This is a genomic window from Pseudoduganella sp. HUAS MS19 (assembly GCF_053615455.1).
The window spans coordinates 3694378-3717121 of record NZ_CM132133.1 but is presented as its reverse complement, the minus strand read 5'-3'; the positions used below and the strand labels follow the sequence as shown (position 1 = coordinate 3717121).

Annotated in this window: 16 protein-coding genes; 12 read left to right on the top strand and 4 right to left on the bottom strand. The window is 62.5% G+C overall.

Annotated features, from left to right (window positions below):
- Nucleotides 1-8 precede the first annotated feature (8 nt).
- The gene (locus tag ACWBU6_RS16855; protein ID WP_452644568.1) at nucleotides 9-908 is read right to left on the bottom strand and encodes an alpha/beta hydrolase; all 900 of its coding nucleotides are present in this window, start codon (nucleotides 906-908) and stop codon (nucleotides 9-11) included.
- A 182-nt stretch (nucleotides 909-1090) separates the two neighbouring features.
- Here ACWBU6_RS16855 and ACWBU6_RS16850 point away from each other — a divergent pair, with 182 nt between their 5' ends.
- Nucleotides 1091-2677, top strand: coding sequence for a GH39 family glycosyl hydrolase (locus ACWBU6_RS16850; protein ID WP_452644567.1), 1587 nt, complete (start codon nucleotides 1091-1093; stop codon nucleotides 2675-2677).
- A 4-nt stretch (nucleotides 2678-2681) separates the two neighbouring features.
- On the opposite strand, the gene ACWBU6_RS16845 is transcribed toward ACWBU6_RS16850, so the two are convergent.
- Nucleotides 2682-4679 (bottom strand): glycoside hydrolase family 2 TIM barrel-domain containing protein, encoded by a 1998-nt coding sequence (locus ACWBU6_RS16845; protein ID WP_452644566.1) that lies wholly within the window; start codon nucleotides 4677-4679, stop codon nucleotides 2682-2684.
- A 158-nt stretch (nucleotides 4680-4837) separates the two neighbouring features.
- Between ACWBU6_RS16845 and ACWBU6_RS16840 the strand changes: the two genes are divergently transcribed.
- The 9 genes from ACWBU6_RS16840 to ACWBU6_RS16800 all read left to right on the top strand — a co-directional run bounded on the left by ACWBU6_RS16840 (nucleotide 4838) and on the right by ACWBU6_RS16800 (nucleotide 19531).
- On the top strand, nucleotides 4838-6322 hold the full coding sequence (locus tag ACWBU6_RS16840) for a tryptophan halogenase family protein (protein WP_452644565.1): 1485 nt from the start codon (nucleotides 4838-4840) through the stop codon (nucleotides 6320-6322).
- Between the two features lie 25 nt (nucleotides 6323-6347).
- Nucleotides 6348-7973 (top strand): alpha-L-fucosidase, encoded by a 1626-nt coding sequence (locus ACWBU6_RS16835; protein WP_452644564.1) that lies wholly within the window; start codon nucleotides 6348-6350, stop codon nucleotides 7971-7973.
- 132 nt (nucleotides 7974-8105) lie between these two features.
- A complete protein-coding gene (locus ACWBU6_RS16830) occupies nucleotides 8106-11126 on the top strand; it encodes a TonB-dependent receptor (protein WP_452644563.1) in 3021 nt (1006 codons plus the stop codon).
- A gap of 113 nt (nucleotides 11127-11239) precedes the next feature.
- A complete protein-coding gene (locus ACWBU6_RS16825; RefSeq protein WP_452644562.1) occupies nucleotides 11240-12829 on the top strand; it encodes a GH35 family beta-galactosidase in 1590 nt (529 codons plus the stop codon).
- Between the two features lie 12 nt (nucleotides 12830-12841).
- Nucleotides 12842-14356, top strand: coding sequence for a tryptophan halogenase family protein (locus ACWBU6_RS16820; protein ID WP_452644561.1), 1515 nt, complete (start codon nucleotides 12842-12844; stop codon nucleotides 14354-14356).
- A 130-nt stretch (nucleotides 14357-14486) separates the two neighbouring features.
- Nucleotides 14487-15674 (top strand): IS4 family transposase, encoded by a 1188-nt coding sequence (locus ACWBU6_RS16815; protein WP_452644560.1) that lies wholly within the window; start codon nucleotides 14487-14489, stop codon nucleotides 15672-15674.
- Nucleotides 15675-15811: 137 nt separating this feature from the next.
- Nucleotides 15812-16966 carry a fumarylacetoacetate hydrolase family protein gene (locus ACWBU6_RS16810; protein ID WP_452644559.1) on the top strand — a complete coding sequence of 385 codons (1155 nt, stop codon included), beginning with the start codon at nucleotides 15812-15814 and terminating at the stop codon, nucleotides 16964-16966.
- Nucleotides 16963-17751, top strand: coding sequence for an SDR family NAD(P)-dependent oxidoreductase (locus tag ACWBU6_RS16805; protein WP_452644558.1), 789 nt, complete (start codon nucleotides 16963-16965; stop codon nucleotides 17749-17751). Before ACWBU6_RS16810 ends, ACWBU6_RS16805 begins: the two co-directional genes overlap by 4 nt.
- On the top strand, nucleotides 17741-19531 hold the full coding sequence (locus ACWBU6_RS16800) for an IlvD/Edd family dehydratase (RefSeq protein ID WP_452644557.1): 1791 nt from the start codon (nucleotides 17741-17743) through the stop codon (nucleotides 19529-19531). The genes ACWBU6_RS16805 and ACWBU6_RS16800 overlap by 11 nt, the downstream gene beginning before the upstream one ends.
- 135 nt (nucleotides 19532-19666) lie before the next feature.
- Here the strand turns inward: ACWBU6_RS16800 and ACWBU6_RS16795 are convergent, their stop codons facing one another.
- Nucleotides 19667-20371 carry a hypothetical protein gene (locus ACWBU6_RS16795; protein ID WP_452644556.1) on the bottom strand — a complete coding sequence of 235 codons (705 nt, stop codon included), beginning with the start codon at nucleotides 20369-20371 and terminating at the stop codon, nucleotides 19667-19669.
- Nucleotides 20372-20474: 103 nt separating this feature from the next.
- On the opposite strand from ACWBU6_RS16795, the gene ACWBU6_RS16790 reads away from it, so the two are divergent.
- Nucleotides 20475-21305, top strand: coding sequence for a MipA/OmpV family protein (locus tag ACWBU6_RS16790; RefSeq protein WP_452644555.1), 831 nt, complete (start codon nucleotides 20475-20477; stop codon nucleotides 21303-21305).
- Between the two features lie 88 nt (nucleotides 21306-21393).
- On the opposite strand, the gene ACWBU6_RS16785 is transcribed toward ACWBU6_RS16790, so the two are convergent.
- Nucleotides 21394-21903: a hypothetical protein gene (locus tag ACWBU6_RS16785; RefSeq protein WP_452644554.1), complete on the bottom strand. Its 510-nt coding sequence runs from the start codon at nucleotides 21901-21903 to the stop codon at nucleotides 21394-21396.
- Between the two features lie 281 nt (nucleotides 21904-22184).
- Between ACWBU6_RS16785 and ACWBU6_RS16780 the strand changes: the two genes are divergently transcribed.
- Nucleotides 22185-22622 (top strand): hypothetical protein, encoded by a 438-nt coding sequence (locus ACWBU6_RS16780; protein WP_452644553.1) that lies wholly within the window; start codon nucleotides 22185-22187, stop codon nucleotides 22620-22622.
- Nucleotides 22623-22744 lie beyond the last annotated feature (122 nt).

The window sequence follows — 22744 nt, the reverse complement described above, 5'->3', positions numbered from 1 at the left end:
AAACTCCTTTATTGGGAAATCAGTTTGCGGTCGCGCAGCCAGTCCTCGGCCCGCCGCGTCCAGTTCGTGGCGCTGCCGTTACCGGTGCGCATGGCCATGCCGTGGCCGCCGCGTTCGAAGATGATCATTTCGGCCGGTACCTTGGCGCGTGTCAGTGCCTGGAAGTAGAGGATGCTGTTGTCTGCCGGTACCAGGCCGTCGTCCTGCGAGTGAATCAGCAGCGTTGGCGGCGTCGCGGCGCTGACCTGCTTTTCGGCCGACATCAGCTGCACCAGCGCGGGCGGAGGCTTGGGACCTAGCAGTGCGTCGCGTGAACCGGCGTGGACCGCCGGCGCTTCCATCGTGATCACGGGGTACATCAGGATGGCGAAATCGGGGCGGGCGCTGACGGCGTCGAGCGCATCGCCGGACTTTCCGGCCGGATGGTTGAAGAGGGTGGATGCGCTGGCGGCCAGGTGGCCTCCGGCCGAACTGCCCATGACGCCGATGCGGTCGGGGGCGATGCCGTATTTCGCCGCCTGCGAGCGCACCAGGCGGATGGCATGCAGGACGTCCTGCAGCGGCGCCGGGTGGCCGAAATCGGCCAGGCGGTACTTGAGGACGAAGGCGGTAATGCCAAGGCCGGACAGCCATTGGGCGTACTGTTGGCCCTCGCGCGTGTTGGACAGGAAGCTATAGCCGCCGCCGGGGCAGATGATGACGGCCGTGCCGGTGGGCCGGTCCAGCGCTGCCGGATATACCGCCAGGGTCGGCTGGCTGACGTTGCTGATGCGCTCGCCGTCGGCCCTTTCCGGGCCGGCCAGCGGCCGAGCGTTGGGAACCCCGTCGGGCCAGACCGGAATGATGCCGGTTTGCGCAAGGGCGCTGTTCGCGGCCATGAACAGCAAGGCCAGGATCCATGATCGCATGTCGTGCATTCTCCAATGATTGACAAACCGGCCCATCTTTGCAGACTGGCTGCGGTGCTGCAATTATGAAAATCACCGACTGCGGGAATGATTTGCTCCAAGCCCCATTGCTGTCGTAGCCGGGCCGCCTTGCCGGTGCTAGCATCGCTCGCACCACAAGCAACCAAGAGGAGCCGGACCGGATGAAACACCTGCAGCATTTCTACCTCGCAGCGCTGGGCGCTGCCTGCCTATCGGCGACCGCGGCGACGGCCGCCACGCCTGCCACGCCCGCCGCGCGCCAGGTTGTGCTGGATGCGGCCAAGGCGGAGCAAACGCTCGACCGCTTCTTCGACCTGTCGGTGGGTTCGGATTATCCGGGGACCCTGCGCCGCGACGACAGCATGGCGCAACTGAAGACCCTGGTCGACGAAACCGGTTTCCGCTACATCCGTTTCCATGCCATTTTCCACGACGTGCTGCAGACGGTGAAGAAGGAGAACGGCAAGCTGGTGTACGACTGGACCGGCATCGACAAGCTGTATGACGACCTGCTGGCACGCAAGATCAAGCCCTTCGTCGAACTTGGCTTCACGCCCAAGGCGCTCGCCAGCTCGAACGCGAAGATCTTCTACTGGGAAGGTAATACCTCGCACCCGGAGCTCAATGGCTGGCGCGACCTGGTCACGGCATTCATCCAGCACTGCCAGCAGCGCTATGGCAAGGAAGAAGTGCGCAGCTGGTTCTTCGAAGTCTGGAATGAACCGAATCTCGATGGATTCTGGGAGCGCGCCGACCAGAAGGCCTACTTCGAGCTGTACGACGTGACGGCAAAGGCGATCAAGGCCATCGATCCGGCGCTGCGCGTAGGCGGCCCGTCCACCGCCGGAGCGGCATGGGTGCCCGAGTTCCTCGACCATGTCTCCAGGAGCGGCGCAGCGGTCGACTTCGTGACCACCCATACCTACGGCGTCGATAGCGGCTTTCTCGACGAGAAGGGCGTGGAGGACACCAAGCTGTCGCAATCGCCGGATGCCATCATCGGCGACGTGCGCAAGGTGCGCCAGGAGATTTCGGCATCGAAGTATCCGCACCTGCCGCTGTATTTCACCGAATGGAGCACCAGCTACAACCCGCGCGACAAGGTTCACGATTCGTATATCGGCGCGGCCTACATCCTGAGCAAGCTGAAAGGCACGAAGGGCCTGGTGCAAGGAATGAGCTACTGGACCTATACCGACCTGTTCGAAGAGCCAGGCCCGCAGACCAAGCCCTTCGATGGCGGCTTTGGCCTGATGAACCCGCAGGGCTTGCGCAAGGCCCCATACTTCTCCTACAAGTACCTGCACGCCTTGAGCGGCAAGGAAATTCCGGTAGCGGACGAACAGGTGATGGCGGCCAGCGACGGCAAGGCTGTGCGCGCCGTTGCCTGGGACTTCCAGCTGCCGAAACAACCGGTCAGCAACCGTTCGTTCTTTACCAAGGTGCTGCCAGCCACGCCGTCTGCGCCGCTGGCGTTCACGGTGCGCCACGCCAAACCCGGCAAGTACCGCGTCAAGGTGCACCGCACCGGCTTCCGCGCCAACGATGCCCATACAGCCTATATTGAAATGGGCATGCCGGACAAGCTCACCCAGGAGCAGCTCGACAAGCTTACTGCCTTGACCAAGGACGCGCCCGAAACGGTGCGCGAAGTCAGCATCGGCAAGTCGGGCAGCTTCTCGCTGACCGTGCCGATGCGCAGCAATGACGTGGTGCTGTTGACGCTGGAACCAGTGCAGAAGCGTTAGAGCCTCAGGGCACTGGCGCCGTCGGCCGGAAGATCCAGTCGACGGCGTCGACGGCGCTGCCGGCCGTGACTTCGAGCCGGTTGGCGCCCACGGCAAGTTCGACCTGCCAGGTGGCGATGTGGCCGGTGACTGGCCGCGCGCCGAGGTCGACACCGTTCAGGCGCAGCCGCGCGCTGGCCTGGTTGCTGTACACCTTGACCTGGGCGGCGGGCTGGCTGCGCAGGGCGTGGCGGCGCGAAGTGATATAGGCCATGGGCCGCGTGGTCCAGTTGGCCTGGTACCAGAAATAGGCATCCTTCCTGACCTGGCGGTCGAAGCTGACCAGGCCCTTGTCGTTGAATCCTGGCGTGTCCCCTTCGTTGCGGCCTGCCGAAGCGAAGTCGAAACCGACCCAGATGAAATTGGCCCACAGCCAGGGCCTGGCCGCCAGCTGCGGCCAAGCCGCCTCATGGTATAAGGACTGGTATTGCTCCGGATGCCAGCGGCCGCCGGGCTGCGGGCGCTGCGGCGGATCTTCCTGGTGCAGCACGCTGGCTCCCGCGCCGTACTCGCTGACCGCCAGGGCAGTGGCAGGGCGGCGCTCATGGTTGGCATCGAGGAAGGGGCCAAGGTCGGAGAAATGTCCGTCGTACCAGCCGAAATAGATGTTCGAACCAACGGCATCGGTGTGCGATGCCTGCGGGCCGTCGATCGGCCCGCAGCAGTTGGCGTAGGCGGTCGGCCGGCCCGGGTCTTCCTCCCGTGCGACTTTCTGCAGCGACGACAGCACGCGCTCACTGGCCGCGTCGCTCCGGTAGATCTCATTGCCCAGGCCCCATACCATGGCAGAGGGGTGATTGCTGTTCTGGCGCACCAGTTCGCGCAACTGCTGCGTGCTGTTGGCGAGGAAGGTATCGGCGCCGTCGACAGCTGCCGTCAGGGGCAGTTCGGTCCACACCAGCCATCCGGCACGGTCGGACAGGTCGTAGGCCCTCTGCGGATGCTGGTAGTGTGCATAGCGCAGGCCCGTCACCCCGAGTTCGGACAGGATGCGGTAATCGGCATCGATGTCGGCGTCGGTCGCGGCGATACCTTTGCCGGGCAGGGAAGTCTGGTGCACGTTGACGCCATGCACGCGGTAGCTGGCGCCGTTCAGGAGCAGGCCGCGCTGTGGATCGAGCTGGATGTCCCGGATGCCGGCCGCGAACGACAGCTTGTCAAGCAGGCGGGCCTGGGCGTCGCCTTCTTCAGCCAGTTCGGCTTCGCTGGTGTACAGGTAGGGATCGGGTACGCCCTGCCACAGCCGGGGCGCCGGCAATGTGGCCCGCAAGTCGACTTCAACCGTTCTGCGGGGCGAGATCGTGACTGTCTTGCGCGCAGTAGCGACCACCCTTTGCGCCGCGTCGCGCAGGCGTGCGGTGACGACCGTCCGTACGGGGTGGCTGCGGTCGTTGCTCACCCGTGCGGTCCAGGCCAGCGAAGCCCGCTCGCGCGAAATGGCGTAAGGCTTGAAATACACCCCGGGTCCGCCATAGTCGAGCATATCGAAATGGAGATCGCCGGTCGTCACAAGCCGCACCTTGCGGTACAGGCCGCCGGACAGCGTATAGTCGCCAGCCAGCGGTGCGATGGCGGCACCGGGCGCATTGTCGACCCGCACCACCAGTTTGTTCTCGCCGGCTTGCAGCAGGTCTGTGATGTCAAAGCGGAAGCGCGCGAAGCCGCCGGCATGGCGGCCTGCCGCCCGTCCGTTGATCCATGCCTCCGCGACCAGCAGGGCGCCGTCGAACTCGAGGTAGTGCCGCTCGCCTTTGCGCACGCGCGGCAATTGCAGCGTGCGGCTATACCAGGCGGGCCCACGGTAGCTGTCGTAGCTGTGGGGCAGGGTGACGGCTTGCCAGCCATGGTCGCCAACTTTGTGGAAGAGCCAATCCGCATCAAGCGGAGTCGCCTGGCGTGCCTGTGCGACGGCGGCAACGGGCGTGAGTAGCGCGCACGAGATCAGAAGATGGACAGGTTTCATAGCGGCGCATTCTCCGCCAGCCCTTTCGATACTTCAATCGCTCTGCAAGATTTCATTGCCCGTATTGGTATTTTTCACAATTGCACCTGCCCAGGGCCACCTGCAAAATCCTGACGCATGAAGCGCCGGTCCGGGACGAGATCGCAATGGAGACCAGGATGAATACCGCATACAAACGGATGGTGGTGGTGGGTGGCGGGACCGCCGGCTGGATGGCCGCGGCAGCACTTGCTACCGCGTTCCCTGCCGGCACGGTGGAGCTGGTGGAATCTGAGGAAATCGGCATCGTCGGGGTTGGCGAGGCCACCTTTCCTTCCATCCGCGCCTTCCATCGGCTGCTCGGCATCGACGAGGCGCAGTTCCTGCGCGCCACCAACGGTACTTTCAAGCTCGGCATCGAGTTTCGCGATTGGCGCGAGCGCGGCGAGAGCTATTTCCATACGTTCGGCGATATCGGCGGACTGAGCGGCCCCTCTGCCTTGTGGGGGCAGTACCGCCGTGTTGGCGAGGCCGGCCTGGGCGCGCTGGACGAGCAATGCCTGCCCAGCGTGATGGCCAGCCAGGGCCGGTTCATGGCAGTGCCATCGCGCGACGCACAGCAATTCAACTACGCCTACCATTTCGATGCCGCGTTGTATGCCGCTTTCCTGCGCACGCTGGCACTGCAGCGCCGCGTGCGCCGCACGGAAGGGCGCATTGTCCAGGCGATGCGCCGGCCCGACGGCGGCATCGCACACCTGCTGCTGGCCGACGGCCGCAGCGTGGAGGGGGACTTGTTCGTTGACTGCTCGGGCTTTGCTTCGCTGCTGCTCGGGCGCGCGCTGGACGAACGTTTTGTCGATTTTAGCCGCTGGCTGCCGATGGACCGGGCCTGGGCCTGTCCCGCCACGCGCAGCGAGCCGGCATTGGCCCCGTATACCCGCTGCACCGCGCTGGACGCGGGGTGGGCATGGCGCATCCCCTTGCGCAACCGCACCGGCCATGGCCATGTCTTCGCCAGCCGCTACATCGACGAGGAAGGCGCGCGCGTGCAATTGATGCAGCAGATGGATGGTGCGCCGCTGGGCGACGCACGCCTGCTGCGCTTTACCGCCGGCCACCGGGAACGGTTCTGGGTCCATAACGTGGTGGCGTTAGGGCTGTCTTCCGGTTTCCTTGAACCATTGGAATCGACCAGCATCTTCCTGGTGCAGAGCGGGTTGGGGCGCCTGATCGAGGTGCTGCTCCCCGGCGCGGGCCCGGCTCCGGAAACGGTGGCTGCCTATAACACCGGCATGCGGCGCCAGTTCGAACGGGTGCGCGACTTCATCATCCTGCACTACTGTTTGACCGCACGCCGCGACAGTCAGCTTTGGTGCGACATGGCCGGCATGGAACTGCCGGAAACGCTGGCCTTCAAGATTCACGCCTGGCGCCAGGCAGGCGCCCTGCACCAGTACGACGAGGAGGGCTTCGATGCTACCAGCTGGCTGGCAATCCATGCCGGCATGGGGCACTGGCCGCAGCGCGCCGATCCCTCCCTGCTCGACATGCCGCATGAAGAGGCGCTTCGCGCCTTGCGTCACCGGCGCGACAGTATCGCCTCTGCGGTCGCGGCAATGCCGCGCCACGAGGACTACCTGCAACGCGTGCTGGCACGCTGAACGACCATTTTCCTTAGGATGCCTGATGAAACGACGAGAGTTACTGAAACGCATGGGATCTGCCTTGCCCGCCGCCGCGGCCCTGTCTGGCGTGGCGCATGCGGCCGAAGCCGTAGCGCCAGGCGCTGCGTTGCCGATGGCCAGCGGACCATTTGCGCCCGCCTGGGATTCGTTGGAAAAATACCAGGTTCCTGATTGGTTCCGCAATGCCAAGTTCGGCCTGTGGGCCCATTGGGGGCCTCAATGCCAACCGGAGTTCGGCGACTGGTACGGGCGTTTGATGTACGAAGAAGGCAGTGAGGCCCAGCGCCACCACCTTCAAAAGTACGGCAACCCGTCCCAGGTCGGTTTCAAGGATATGATCCATCAATGGCAGGCCGACAAATGGGAGCCGGACGAACTGGTGGCCCTGTACAAGAAGGCCGGCGCGCGCTACTTCGTCGCCATGGCCAACCATCATGACAACCTTGACTTGTACAATAGCCGCTACCAGCCGGAGTGGAACAGCACCAGGATCGGGCCGCGCAAGGACCTGATCGCCGGCTGGAGCAAAGCGGCACGCGCCAATGGCCTGCGGTTTGGCGTCAGCGTACATGCAGCGCATGCGTGGACCTGGTACGAGCCGGCGCAGCGCTACGATGGCAACCTGACCCGCCTGGATGGGCTTGGCAAATGGTGGGAAGGGCTCGACCCGCAAGGCCTGTATGCGCAACGTCATCCCCTGAGCAAGGCCGATGGCGACGGCGGCGTGCACCACGAGCAATGGCACTGGGGCGGCGGCGCCGCCATTCCGGACCAGGCCTACTGCGAGAAGTTCTTCCTGCGTACGCGCGACCTGATCGATTCCTACGATCCCGACCTGGTGTACTTCGACGATACCGTGCTGCCGCTGTGGCCGGTCAGCGACGTCGGCATGCGCCTGGCAGCCCATATGTACAACCGCAGCATCGCCGCCAGGGGGAAGCTGGAGGCCGTCGTCACAGGCAAGATCCTGAATGCGCAGCAGCGCCGCAGCATGGTGTGGGACATCGAACGCGGCCAAAGCAACCGGATCGAAGATCTGCCATGGCAAACCTGCACCTGTATCGGCAACTGGCATTACGACCGGCGCCTCTACGACCGCCGCGGCTACAAGAGCGCCCAGACCGTCGTGCATACGCTGATCGATGTGGTCAGCAAGAACGGCAATCTCCTGCTCAGCATTCCGGTGCGCGGCGATGGTTCGATCGACGTGCAGGAACGTGCAATCGTCGGCGAGATCGGGCGCTGGATGAAGCGCAATGGCGAGGCGATTTACGACAGCCGTCCGTGGGCGGTTTTCGGTGAAGGGCCGGTCATGGAAGCGTCGGTGCAAATGTCGGGGGCGGGCTTCAACGAGGGCAAGGGCAAACCGTTCTCCGCGGCCGATATCCGCTTTACCGCCAAGGGCGACATCGTGTATGCCTTTGTGATGGGATGGCCGCAAGATGGCAAGGTGACCATCAAATCGCTGCGCAGCGCAACCCCATACCTGAAGAAGCGCATTGCCCGGGTGGAGCTGGTCGCCGACGGATATCCGCTGGCGTTCCGCCAGAGCGCCGCGGGGCTTGAGGTGACGCTGCCCCGCGACAAGCCGGAGCTGGCGTATGCCAGCGCCTTGAAGGTCAGCTAGCAGCCGGTGGCTTACAGATTTTCGTTTGTTGTATTGGTGATTTTCGCAATTGCTGCTCAAATCGTACAAAGGCAGAATTGATTCGGGCAGCTTGTGGGTACGCATGTATAAGTTACAACGAGAGGATTCGGAGTGAGACAATTGAGGAAGACTGCGATCGCCATGGGCGCGGCGCATATCGCCCTGCTGGCAAGCGGTGGTGCGCTGGCGCAGACGGCACCCGCGGGCAACGGCGACTCGCACACCGTTGTGGTGCTGGGCCAGCGTGCCGCGCTGGAGTCGGCGCAGAAGAGAAAGCAGGACGCGGAAGAAATCGTCGATTCGATCGTCGCCGACGACATGGGCAAGCTGCCGGACAAGTCGGTGACCGAAGTACTGCAGCGCATGCCCGGCGTGACCATCGACCGTACCATGAACCGCCAGGACCCGCAGCAGGGCGTTGGCGACGGCATCATGCGTTTCGCTGCCGAAGGTACAGGCGTGTCGATCCGCGGCATGAGCTATGTGCGCTCCGAACTGAACGGCCGCGATTCCTTCTCCGCCAATGGCGGCCGTTCGCTCAGTTTTGAAGACGTGCCGCCGGAACTGATGGCCGGCATCGATGTCTACAAGAGCCCTTCGGCAGAACAGATCGAGGGCGCGGTGGGCGGCCTGGTTAACCTGCGCACCTTCCTGCCGTTCGACTTCAAGGGCCGCAAGGCAGCGGTATCGATGGAAGTGTCGCGCTCGGATTTGCGCGGCAAGGCGGCACCGTCGTTCTCGGGCCTGTACTCGGACCGCTGGGACACCAGCTTCGGCCAGTTTGGTGCGTTGATCGACATCGCGCGTTCGCGCATCGACACGCGCAGCGATGGACTGTCCATTTCGCCTTACATGCCACGAACCAATGCCGTACGGGGAGACACCAGCGGCAAGCTGCGCTGGATCACCACCGGCGGTTCATGGAACCGTAGCGATTTCGAACGTGACCGCCAGGGCGTTTACGGCGCCCTGCAATGGAAGAAGGACTCCCTTGCTTCTTCTTTGACGTACTTCCGCTCGAAGTACCAGATGGACACGACGGAGGCTTCGCTGTTCCAGTCTGCAAACCCGGCAACCATCGAGCTCGACCCCGGCGCGACGTTCGATGAGCGGGGGGCACTGTTGACGGGTATCCTGCGTGCGCCGACCGAAAAGGGCGTGGGCTTCGGCACCAACACCCGCGCCGTCGGCCGCGAAGCCGATACCCGCGATGTCGCCTGGAACCTGACTTGGCGCGCCAACGACCGCTGGGTGTTCCGCACCGATTTGCAGCACATCAAGGCCACCACCGCAGGCTTTGACAACACCGTCGGCTTGAACGGCTACATGCCCAAGGAAAACCTGGACCTGACCACGTCGCCGCCGCGCTTCACCTTCGACGACAGCGACCGCGCCTTCCTGGCTGACCCGGCCAACTATTACTGGGGCTTCGCGCAGGAACACCGCGACGAGGCCAAGGCAACCCAGAGCGCGGCGCGCCTGGATGCCAAGTACATCTTCGACAGCCCGGTGCTGCAGGACCTGCGCTTCGGCGTGCGTTTCACCGACCGCGAGGCGGAGACCCGTTCGACGCATGACAGCGAATGGGCGCAGATCACGCAGCCGTGGGCGGTCGGCGATTCCTGGCAGCCGCTGAGCCAACTGGCCTACCTGAGCGATCCGCGTTTTGCCGGCGGCACCTCCCAGCATACCTTCAACAACTTCTTCGACGGGAAGATGCCGACGCCGCCGCAGTTCGCGGCTCCGGACCTGTCGTGGTCCCAGGGCTCGCCACCGCGGGGTTTTGCCACGCTGCACGGTTACACGAACCTGGTGTGCAAGTCGCCATGTACGGTGAACTGGGCGCCTGCCAAGTTCGGCGACGCCCAGGGCCTGAATGTCCAGCGTGAGCGCACCAAGGCGGCGTTCACCCAGCTGCGCTTCGGGTTCGAGGAAGCGCTGCCGTACCCGGTCGACGGCAACGTAGGCGTACGCGTGGTGCACACCAATATGGAAGCCGATGGCTATACGCTGTTCACGCCGCCAAGCAACCCAATGCCCGGCGTGCCGCTGATTCCAGCGCAGTCCGACAGGCAGACTTTCGACAACAGCTACACCAATGTGCTGCCTAGCCTGAACTTGCGCATGAAGGTGAGGCCTGAACTGCAGTTCCGCGCCGCCTTCTCGAAAGGGATGACGCGGCCGGACTTCTACCAGATGCAGGCCTATACGACGCTGAGCCAGGAGGTGAAGACCCACCAGGATCCAGTGACCAACGAAGCGATCCTCGACTCGATCAGGTACACCGGCACTGCGCGCGGCAATCCCAACCTGCGTCCGGTATTGGCGAACAACTTCGACCTGACCGGCGAATACTACTTTGGCCGCAGCAGTTCGTTCACCCTGTCGCTGTTCAACAAGCGCCTGAAGGACGTGATCATCGGCCGTACGTCGAGTTATACCTTGAACGACCTGGCTGGCCAGCCGCATGACTTCCTGGTCACTTCGAACGTGAACGACGCCAGGGGCCGCGCGCGTGGCGTGGAGATCGGCTACCAGCAATACTTCGACAAGCTGCCGGGCCTGTTGTCCGGCTTCGGCGTGTCCGGCAACTACACCTATATCGACAGCCGCCTGAAGTTCAGCCAGCCGGTCACCCGACTGTGGTGCACGCCAAAGGATACCCTGGACGCCAACCTGGCGCGCGACCTGGCTGGTTGCGATACCGATGGCCATGTGCTGGGCGGTGTGCCGATGGTAGGCATGTCGAAGAACGCCTACAACCTGGCCTTGCTGTACGATCATGGCCCGCTGTCGGCGCGCCTGGCCTACAGCTGGCGCGGCAAGTACCTGCAGGCCGTCAATGCCTACGGCACGGCCGACGGTTCCGGTATCGATCGCAATCCGGACAGCCCGAATTTCGGCCAGGCCTATTCGGTGAACTATGCCTTGCCGACCTGGGGCGGTGCGTATGGCCAGCTTGACATGGGCATCCACTACAAGGTGACGGAAAACCTGAGTGTCGCATTCGAGGGGCAGAACCTGAACAATGCGTTGTACAAGCAGTATATGCAGCAGGGCATCGGCCTGATGCAGCGTTCGGCGTTCTTCACAGGCCGCCGCTACACGCTGCAGGCGCGATATACGTTCTGAACCGTCGCGGCGGCGCACTTCCCTGTGCACCGCCGCCTCCCGTTATCGGAGTAAGAATGAAAATTGGTGGGAGCCGCCGCTGGGCGGCCTTTTGTTTAGGAGCCGTACTGTCCTTGAACGCGATTGCAGGTGCGGCGCCGATACCGCGGCTTCAGCACAAGGATGGGCGCTATGCGCTCATGGTGGACGGCAAACCATTCACCATGCTTGGCGTGCAGGCGCATAATTCCAGCAACTACCCTGCTGCCCTGGAAAAGGTATGGGCCGCCGCCCGCGATGCCAACGCCAACACGCTGGAAATCCCGGTGGCCTGGGAACAGTTGGAACCGGTGGAAGGGAAGTTCGACTTCAGCTATGTCGATACCCTGGTGGCGCAAGCGCGGCAGAATAGGATGCGGCTGGTCCTGCTGTGGTTCGGCACCTGGAAAAACACCGGCCCCCAATACACGCCGGAGTGGGTGAAGTTCGACAACCAGCGCTTCCCCCGCATGGTGGACAAGGACGGGAAGGTGATCTATTGCCTCTCGCCGTTCGGCGAGCAGACCCTGAAGGCCGACAGCAAGGCATTTGTGGCACTGATGGCGCACCTGAAGAAGATCGATTCCGCCTATCGCACGGTGGTCATGGTGCAGGTGGAAAACGAAGTGGGCACCTATGGCACCGTGCGCGACTTCGGCGCCAGGGCGCAAGAAGCCTTCCGGCAGCAGGTGCCGGCGGCGGTTCTGGCGCGCAAGAAGGCGCCTGCAGCCGGCGCGGCCAGCGGCAGCTGGGCCGAAGTATACGGTCCATATGCAGATGAATACTTCCACGCCTACGCTGTCGCCAGCTATATCGAGACGCTCGCCAAGGCCGGGCGCGCGGTGTACGACCTGCCGATGTTCGTCAACAATGCATTGCGCGATCCACTGGAACCGATGGCGCCGTGGAAGGGCAACTTCGCCAGCGGCGGACCAACCTTCGATGTCATCGATATTTACAAGGCTGCGGCTCCCCATATCGACATCGCGGCACCAGACCTGTACATGCCGGAGTCGGGCAAGCTGGGTGCAACCCTGGAGCTGTTCCAACGCCGGGACAACGCGTTGTTTGTGCCGGAAATGGGCAATGCGGCGGTCTATGCACGCTATATTTACCAGATCCTGGGGCGCGGCGCGATCGGGGTGGCGCCATTCGGCATCGATTACGCCGATTACAGCAACTACCCGCTGGGTTCGAAGCTGAAGGACAAGGCCATGGCCGAGCCATTCGGCAAGATCTATGCGGTTTTCCGCCCGATGCAAGGGCAATGGGCGCAGTGGGCGCTCGATGGGCGCACATTCGGCATCGCCGAGGGCGACGACCGTAAGCCGCAGTCGGTCAACGCCAGGGGATGGAAGGTCACCGCATCGTTCCGCGAATGGCAGTTCGGGAATGCCGGCAAGGATGACCGGCCGCCGGGCACCGAGGTTCCCAATGGTGGCGCCGCGCTGGCCCAAGTGGGTGACAACGAATTCGTGGTGATCGGCCAGAATATTCGGTTGTCCTTCGAAGGCGCCGGAAGCAATGCCGGCAAGCCATCGATGTATGCGCGCGTTGAAGAGGGGCGTTTTGATACCGCCGGCAAGTGGATCATGGAACGCAACTGGAATGGCGACCAGACCGACTGGGGCATCAATCTGACAGCCAACCCCACGGTACTGAAGATCCGCCTTGGTACTTACTGAGGGGAGGGCGGCATGCCAGGTAGCCCGATCCGGAAGATCGTCATCGTGGGCGGCGGCACCGCCGGCTGGATGTGTGCAGCGCCGCTGGCGCTCAAGCTAGGCGGGGCCTGCGAAATCGTACTGGTCGAATCTCCGGAAATCGGCACCGTCGGGGTGGGGGAGGCAACGCTGCCCACCATCCGCTACTTCAACCAGGCGCTGGGATTGGACAACGCCGATTTCGTCAGCAAGACGCAGGCCACCTTCAAGCTCGGCATCGAGTTCAGGGACTGGGGACATATCGGCAATCGCTTCTTCCATGGCTTTGGCGATTTCGGGCCTGCCATCGAGAATCGTTCACCCGTGGTGTACTGGCTGCGCCTGGCGCGCGCCTGCAAGGACATGCCGTCCTACGAGGAATGGTCGACTGCGACTGTCATGGCGCGCAATAACCGCTTCATGGAGCCTGTCGGCGCCCAGCCTGGCGCGACCAATGCGTTTACCTATGCCTACCATTTCGACGCAAGCCTGTACGCCGCCTACCTGCGCGGTTATGCAACAGAGCGCGGGGTGCAGCGCATCGAAGGCACGATCAAAGAGGTCGAGCAGCATCCGGAAACGGGCTTCATCACCGCCGTCAAGCTGCAGGACGGGCACCGGGTAAGCGGCGACCTGTTCATCGACTGTTCGGGTTTCCGCGGGCTGCTGATCGAAGGCGTCTACCACGCCGGATACGATGACTGGAGCGCCATGCTGCCATGTAACAGCGCCCAGGCCCTGCCATGCGAGAAGGTGGATGCGATCACGCCGTACACGACGTCGACGGCCAGAAGCGCAGGATGGACCTGGCGCATTCCCCTGCAGCACCGCACCGGCAACGGCTACGTCTACTGCAATGGTTTTACCAGCGATGAGGAGGCCCGACACGTGCTGCTGGCAGGACTGGATGGCCGGGCACTCGGCGATCCGCGCCAGCTGCGCTTTACAACAGGGCGGCGCCGCAAATCGTGGATCAAGAATTGTGTAGCGATCGGCCTGGCAAGCGGGTTCCTGGAGCCGCTTGAGTCGACCAGCATCAACATCATCGAAAATTCGGTTGGGTGGTTGCTGCAGTACTTCCCCGACCGTGACTTCAGACCGGAACTCGCCGATGAATTCAACCGCCTGGTGGCGCAACGCTACGAGCATGTACGCGATTTCATCGTCCTGCACTACAAGGCCACGCGGCGCGACGATTCGGAATTCTGGCGCTACTGTGCCAATATGGCCATTCCGGACCCGCTGCGGCACCAGATCGAGCTGTTTCGCGCCACCGGCCGGGTGGCCATCTATGACCGGGAAGGCTTCGGCGTGGCATCCCATGTGTCAATCCTGATGGGACTGGGGATCGTGCCCGATGCCTACGATCCGCTGGTCGACCTGTTTGATCTGGCGCGCCTGCGCGAACACTTTGCGCGCTTACGCGACACCATTGTCCAGGCGGTGGGCGCCATGCCCGAGCATGGCCAGTACCTTGCGCAACTCGCGCAACGTGGGCGCAGATCCTGACCCTTCCCCTCATATTTTTGTTGTAAACGTCTAAGGAAGCTGTTAACTTTCAATCCCAAAAACGGCGCATGCATGGCTGTGTCACCCCTTTCATTCGTAGCGTCCAAACTGCGAGGGAAAGGAATAAGCCATGCATGCACATGCAATCATACAGGGGTTATTGGAGCAGGAATGTCCGAACATGCATGCCAAGCGGCGAGCATGCCTGGCCAAGGTGGCAATCGCGGCGTTGCATGGTGGCCTGAGCCTGGTGCGCATGGGCAAGAAATTGGCCTCGGCGACGCAATTGCGTCATCGCATCAAATGCTGCGATCGACTTTTGAGCAATCCCCATCTGGCGCAGGAAAAGCATGCGGTGTACCGCGCGATGGCGCGTCGCGTGATTCGCCGCCCTGGCGTGCAGATTGCTGTGGACTGGTCGGCGGTACGCGACGATAGCAGTATTCAGTTGCTGCGGGCAGCGGCCATCATCAAGGGCCGCGCTTTCACGTTATATGAAGAAGTCCATCCCTGTGCCAAGCTCGGTTCACCGATTGTGCACCGAAACTTCATGCAATCGTTGCGTAGCATACTGCCGCCTGGCAGCCGAGCTATCATCATCACCGATGCCGGCTTTCGCGCCAGTTGGTTCAAGCTGCTTAACCAGCTCGGATTTGCCTGGGTAGGGAGAATCCGAAATCGGGACATGGTGCGCCCACACGACAGTTCTGACTGGGCTGGCTGCAAAACACTCTATGCGCAGGCATGCGCCCACGCGCGCGACCTGGGTCAATACTTCTATACGCGGGCCAATCCTGCCCTGTGTCGGCTCGTCCTATTGAAACGCCAGGCCAAGGGGCGGCACCGGCTGACCAAGATCGGCAAGCTGGCGCGCAGCTGCCGCAGCAAGAAGAATAGTAAGGGACAACGCGAGCCATGGTTGCTCGCCGTTTCACCCAAGCTCGCCTCCCTCAATGCCGAGCAAGTGGCAAACATCTATGCCGGCCGCATGCAGATTGAACAGACTTTCCGCGATCTCAAGAACGCGCAGTGGGGTATGGGGCTACGCTTTAGCCAAACCTACACATTGCGACGCCTGGCTGTATTGCTTTTACTGGGAGCGTTGCTCGCGTACGCACTCTGGCTTATCGGACTCGCCGCTCGCAAGATAGGTTTCAATGTCGCCTACGGCAGTCGCGCGAAGGCCGCCAGCACCCTGTCAATCCTGTCATTGGCGATGCATTGGATTAGTGAGGCCCAGCCGCCTTCGATCCACCTGACAGATCTCAAACACGCACTTGTCGAACTGATATCGATGGTGCGTGTCAGTGAAATATGAGGGGAAGGGTCAGGCGCAGATCCCCGATGTACGAGTAATTATGAACGGAGTTGGTGAGTTTCATAATTGCCGAGACTAACGGTAGCGGGCAACATTCCATTCGCAAATCAACCAACGCAGTCAGGGAGAAGATTCAAGTGACGAATGGAATATTGCCCGCCGACCTGGAGCGGGCGCTGCTGGTAGGGCGGGTATGGCGTGATGGCGTGGGGCCGGCAGTCCTGGCAATTCGCCAGGGAGCGGTGTTCGACATTACGCGCCATGCGCCCACCGTCTCGGCCCTGTTCGAACGCCCGGACCTGCTGCAGTTTGTGGCACAGGCGGCCGGCGAGCCGCTCGGCCAGGCGCATGAACTGATGAGGAATCCGGCCGAACCAGGTCTGCGCCTGCTGGCGCCATGCGATTTGCAGGCCATCAAGGCTTGCGGTGTGACGTTCGCCGTCAGCCTGCTGGAGCGCGTGATCGAAGAGCGTGCCAAGGGCGACCCGGCACGGGCCGCCGAGTTGCGCCATGAGATCCAGTCGCGAATTGGCGCCAATCTGTCCGAGATCCGGCCAGGTTCCGAAGCAGCGATGCAGCTGAAAGACGACCTGGCGCAGCGCGGGCTGTGGTCCCAGTACATGGAAGTGGGGATTGGTGCCGATGCCGAGGTGTTTACCAAGTCGCAGCCGATGTCGGCAGTTGGGCACGGCGATGCGGTAGGCCTGCATCCGGACTCGAGGTGGAACAATCCTGAGCCGGAGATCGTGCTGGCAGTAAACAGCGCGCATGTGGCGGTAGGCGCGACCTTGGGCAACGATGTCAACCTGCGCGACATCGAAGGCCGCAGCGCACTGCTGCTGGGTAAAGCCAAGGACAATAACGCATCATGCGCCATCGGTCCGTTTGTCCGCCTGTTTGACCAGCACTTCACGATCGACACCATTCGCAACGCCGAAGTGAGTCTGCTGATCGAAGGTGGCGACGACGGTTTCGAACTTGCCGGCACCAGCCGCATGGGCGAAATCAGCCGCGACCCGCTGGAACTGGTGGCCCAGGCCAGCGGCCGTCATCACCAGTATCCCGACGGCTTCATGCTCTTCCTTGGAACCATGTTCTCGCCGACCAAGGACCGCGATGCGGCAGGAGCGGGCTTCACCCATCACCTGGGCGACCGCGTCAGCATCAGCAGCCCGGCGCTGGGAACCCTGGTCAATCACGTGCAGCGCAGCGACCAGCTGCCGCCCTGGACCTTTGGCGTGCGCGCCCTTTATGCCAACCTGGCGCAGCGCGGCATCGAGTGCGGGGAATGAGCATGGCTGGCATTCCATTGGAATTTGCGCGCTATCCGGACCTGCCGGGTAAGCTGGTTGTTGTCACCGGAGGCGGTAGCGGCATTGGCGCCGCCATCGTCGAGGCGTTCGCAGGACAGGGCGCGCGGGTCATGTTCCTCGACATTCAGGACGAGCCGTCGCGGGAACTGGCCGCGAGGCTGGCCGGCAGCGCCTATCCGCCAGGCTACGTGCGCTGCGACCTTACCGACCTGGAACAGCTCGGCGCAGCCTTCGCAGCCATCACGCGCGACTACGGCCCTGTCGATATCCTGGTCAATAATGCTGCCAACGACCAGCGCCACCAGGTGCAGGACGTTACCGCGCAGTACTGGGACCAGAGCCTGGCGGTCAACCTGCGCCACCAGTTCTTCTGCGCCCAGGCGGTGTTGCCCGGCATGCAGTCGAAAGGGGCTGGCGTCATCCTGAATTTCGGTTCGATTTCATGGCATCTGGCGCTGGCCGGACTGCCCTTGTACATGGCTGCCAAGGCCGCCATCGAGGGCCTGACGCGCGGCCTGGCCCGCGAACTCGGCCCGCAGGGTATTCGCGTCAACTGCATCGTACCCGGGGCGGTCAACACGCCGCGCCAGATGGCGCTTTGGCAGACGCCAGAGAGCGAGGAAGCCATCCTGGCCGCGCAATGCCTGCCGCAACGCGTCGAGCCGGAGGACGTGGCGGCACTGACCTTGTTCCTGGCGTCGTCCAATGCGGCGCGCTGCAGCGGGCGCGAATACTTCGTCGATGGAGGATGGTATGGCGCATAAGCCGCAAAGCAGCAAGGCGAGGCGTTTCCGCTCGCAGGACTGGTTCGACAATCCCGAGCGGGTCGATATGACTGCGCTATATCTCGAGCGCTTTATGAACTACGGCGTCACTGCAGAGGAGTTGCGCTCGGGGCGCCCGATCATCGGCATCGCGCAAAGCGGCAGCGATATCAACCCTTGCAACCGCATCCACCTGGAGCTGGCCAGGCGGGTGCGCGAAGGCATTCGCGACGCCGGCGGCATCTCGATGGAATTTCCGGTCCACCCCACTTTTGAAAATTGCCGCCGGCCGACAGCCGCCATCGACCGCAACCTGGCTTACCTGGGCCTGGTGGAGATCCTGCACGGCTATCCGATCGATGCGGTTGTGCTGACAACCGGCTGCGACAAGAGCACGCCGTCGCAGCTGATGGCGGCCGCCACGCTTGACCTGCCGGCCATCGTGCTGTCGGGCGGCCCGATGCTCGATGGCTGGTTCGACGGAGAGCTGGTGGGTTCGGGGGCGGCCATCTGGAAAGGACGCCGCATGCTGGCGGCGGGCCAGATCAATGAAGAAAAGTTCCTGCAGATCGCTACCGCGTCCGCGCCTTCCGCGGGCCATTGCAACACCATGGGCACTGCCTCGACCATGAATGCGATCGCGGAGGCGCTTGGCATGTCGCTCACCGGCTGTTCGGCAATTCCCGCACCTTACCGCGAACGCGGGCAGATGGCCTACGAGACCGGCCGGCGTATTGTGGCCATGGCCCATGAAGACCTGCGGCCGTCACAGGTCATGACGCGCGAAGCCTTCCTTGACGCCATTGTGGTCAACGCCGCCATCGGCGGCTCGACCAACGCCCAGCCGCACATCATGGCCATGGCGCGCCATGCGGGCGTTGACATCACGCCTGAAGACTGGATGCGCTATGGCTACGATGTACCGCTGCTGCTGAACATGCAACCGGCAGGAAAGTATCTTGGCGAACGTTTCCACCGTGCTGGCGGTGTGCCGGCCGTGATGTGGGAGCTGCAGCAGGCGGGTAAGCTGCGCGCCGGGCGTCCCACCGTGACCGGAAAAACCATGGCAGCCAATCTGGAAGGGCGCGCCACGACAGACCAGGAGATGATCCGTCCGTTCGGGCAGCCGCTGAAGGAGCAGGCGGGCTTCCTTGTCCTGAAAGGTAACCTGTTCGATTTTGCGATCATGAAGACGAGCGTGATCTCGGAGGCATTCCGTCAGCGCTACCTGTCCTCGCCCGGTCGGGAAGGGGTGTTCGAATGCCGCGCAGTGGTATTTGACGGCTCCGACGATTACCACGCACGGATCAACGATCCTGCGCTGGAGATCGATGTGAGCACGATGCTGGTGATCCGCGGCGCCGGCCCGATCGGCTGGCCCGGCTCCGCGGAAGTGGTGAACATGCAGCCGCCGGACGCGCTGCTCAGGCAAGGCATCACGGCCCTGCCGACGCTGGGCGACGGCCGCCAGTCCGGCACCTCGGACAGCCCGTCCATCCTGAACGCGTCGCCGGAAAGCGCCGCGGGCGGCAACCTGGCCTGGCTGCGGACCGGCGACACCATCCGCGTCGACCTGAATACGGGCCGCTGCGACGTCCTGATCGGCGAACAGGAACTTGCGGAGCGCAAGAAGCAGCCGCCGGCCCCCGTTCCGCCGAGCCAGACGCCGTGGCAGGAACTGTATCGGGCCACGGTCGGGCAGCTGCAGTCAGGCGCCTGCGTGGAACTGGCCGTGCCCTACCGTGGCTTGGGGCAGGATCTGCCCCGCCATAATCATTGACGATGTGCGGGGCGGGCCGGGACTTCACGCCGAAAATTTGGTGGTGATACCCACGGCGGCGGCCGTGGTGCCCGCCTGCACGCCCTTGGCCGAAGGCTGTTCGACACGGGGCGGATTGCGCCCAGGCGACTCCTGCTAAAGCTTGACGAGGTCAATCACGACATCGAAATCACACTCGACATGCTTCTTTTCGGCGCCGCATACCGTCGCATCGAAAAGCGGCAACATGCGCTGTCCTGCCTTGAGGCCCGCCATGGAACGGGCCACGCCATTGCTGACACAGGCATCGCTGGGCGAAGCGGCCGGCAGGGCCGCAGCGTTGAACGTGAAGTTGCCCACGGCATGGATGCGCTTGAATCCAGCCAGGGGGGCGTCCGAAACTTCCATTTTGTTCAACTGGATCTTGAGTTTGGCGTCCGGATCGTTTTCGACGGCAGAGAACTGTTGGCTATAGGTGCCGCCGTTGTACCCCTTGAGTAGATCGCCACCCGGCGTCCTGACGGTGAGTGAAGCGAGCGACATGCCCGGCGTGGCCAGGGACGGAAAATGGTAGGTGCCGGTTTGCGTCGGCAATGGCATCAGGGAACTCGACACCTCGTATCGCTTCCCCGCCTGCTCCACATTCAGGCTTAGCCCGAAGCCCGTGATGGTATTGCCCTGGACACCGAAACTGGCCACCCCGACCTCGGGTGCGCCGGTGCCGGCCAGTTTGAGGCCGCCTGCAGTGCAGCGCATGGTGTTGCGATTGTCCGGTGCCGCAGAACGGCCCTGGTTTGATGCGGCTTCCTGGCCGCATGCGGCAAGGAGCAGCAGGGCGGGCAAGATGGAAGTGGTCTTCATGGCTGCCTGTTCTTGTGAAAAATGAAATTATGGCATGGTTGGCGCTCGCCTTTAGCTGTATCATCAATGCCATTTTTCAACGACTATTTCTGGAGCAACGAGTATGAAGCAGCGAATGTGGGCTGGCATCGCAATGTTGGCGCTGGCTTTGCCGGCTGGTGCCGCGCCGACGCCGGAACCCGACTTGCCGTTATGGGAGCTCGGCCTGTTCGGGGGGGCGGCTTCGACGCCAGCCTATCCCGGTTCCGCCGACCGCTCCACGCGCGGGCTCGTGCTGCCGATGTTCATCTATCGCGGCAAGGTGTTGCGGGCGGACCGCTCCGGTGTGAGCGCACGCCTGTTTGACACCGAGCGCGTGGACCTGGACCTTGGCTTCCAGATGTCGCTGCCGGCCCGTTCCGATGACGTTCCTGCCCGTGCCGGCATGCCGGACCTGAACTCGCTGCTGGAGTTCGGTCCGCGCCTGAAAGTGATGCTATCCGAGCCGTCGGCCCCGAACCGCGTGCGGCTGGAACTGCCGCTGCGCGTGCCGCTCGAACTCGGCAACGGGTTCCGCCGCCAGGGCCTGGTGTTTGAACCGCGCGTCGTGTTCGAAACCAGCAGCGGCAACCAGCGCTGGCATGCCGACGCCAACGTGGGTGTGGTGGTTGGGAATGCCCGCCTGAACCAGTACTTTTACGAAGTGGCGCCGCAATACGCCACGGCCTCGCGTCCTGCGTACCAGGCGGAAGGGGGCCTGATGATGACGCGCCTGGGCCTGAGCCTGTCGCACTCGCTGACGCCAGACTGGCGCATCTTCGGCTTTACCCGCTATGACAATTACACGCACGCGGCCAACCGCGACAGCCCCCTGTTCCGCAAGAATAGCGGGTTGTCGCTTGGCTTTGGCTTCACATGGACTGCCTACCGCTCGCAGGCGAGGGCCTGGGAGTAATTCTCGTACCGGCATGCTATGGTTGAAAAGAAGCTGGGAGCGGATTGTGCTTACTCAGCCGAAGGCCTGGCCCGGGGAAGAATCCGGCTCAATCCGGGACCGGGTGGCCGAAGAAATAGCGGCGTCCTGGCACGAATCTGCCGGCCGTCCCTTGGTCCTCAAAATCTTCGAGGATGGCGAGGGCTTGCAATGGTTGGAGATCCTGGTCACGGTAAAAACCGGAGCAGTTCACGCCCGTGGTGGCTTCGAACTTGTGCCGCCAGTATGGGTTGAACCATGTGCCATCGCTTAATGCTCGACGCATCACGTCGACGAGTTTGCCGACAGAGAAGAGTTCGCCAAACATCACAATGGCATCGCTTGTTCCGAGCCTGAGCACAATGTCATCGACTCGACGGCCGACTTTGCTTGCATATCCCTCAGAATCTTCGAGTCCGTCGGCATCGCTTATCTCTCCCGGCTTGGCTTCCAGCATGAGCGACAGCATGGTGACGAGATGCCGGGAGTCTTCGAATCTGGCAATCTTAGAAAGGGTCTCCAGTAGTACCGGGACGACGGACAGGTGGCCCCACATTGCCAGACTTTGGCCGAGATCCATGGAGTACGTAGGGTCAAGAATGTTTGATACGTGCCACCGCAAAAGGTGCAAGCTGAATTGCAAGAGAAAGTAGATAAGGCACAGGCACGATATGACGCTAATCCAACCAAAAAGAATGAAAAACGCTTAGAGCATGCCTTGCGTGATCTGAGTAGTGCAAAGCGTGATGGCGAGTGCTTGATCTCCCCTTGTGTTCCAGCGCCCTACATTAAATGGCCAAATGGCGTTGCTCCGAAACTGAATGTGACAACGCCGCCGCCAGCCAAACATTGAGGAAAACGATGAATCAAGAGCTTAATGATCTGCTGTGTAAATTGCCCCCAGGGACGGAAAGTTATGCAGCCGATTTGACCGAATTGGACGCGCAAGATGTTCCGCAAGATCGCATTCCTAAACTAAATGCTCTTATGCAAGGGCAAGACGAGTATCTTGCGGTGACAGCGGCACGTATATTGTGCAGCTGGGGCAGGGGTGAAGGTTTTGATTATCTGGAGCAATTCGTTTGTGATCGGCCGCCACAAACTGAGAATTGGGTGCCACATCGGCAAAAAAATTGTGATGAAACCTACAAATTTATTCTGGATGCAATAGTAAGCTTTTGGGCAACGCAGTCCGATGCAGGAAACGGAGACGCGGCGCGACAGCGAATTTGCAAACCAGTTACCAAGATTATTGGGATCGCCAATGTTTTGCCATTTGAAATCTCCTGCTTCTTCTAGCTAGTCGAGCGCAAAGGGTTTACTGAGTACATACCTGCGTTAAAAGAGCACCTGACAGCGATTCTCTTAAACCCCGATCTACATCACTGGAAAATTGCAGATTGCGCTCATCTACTTATGAG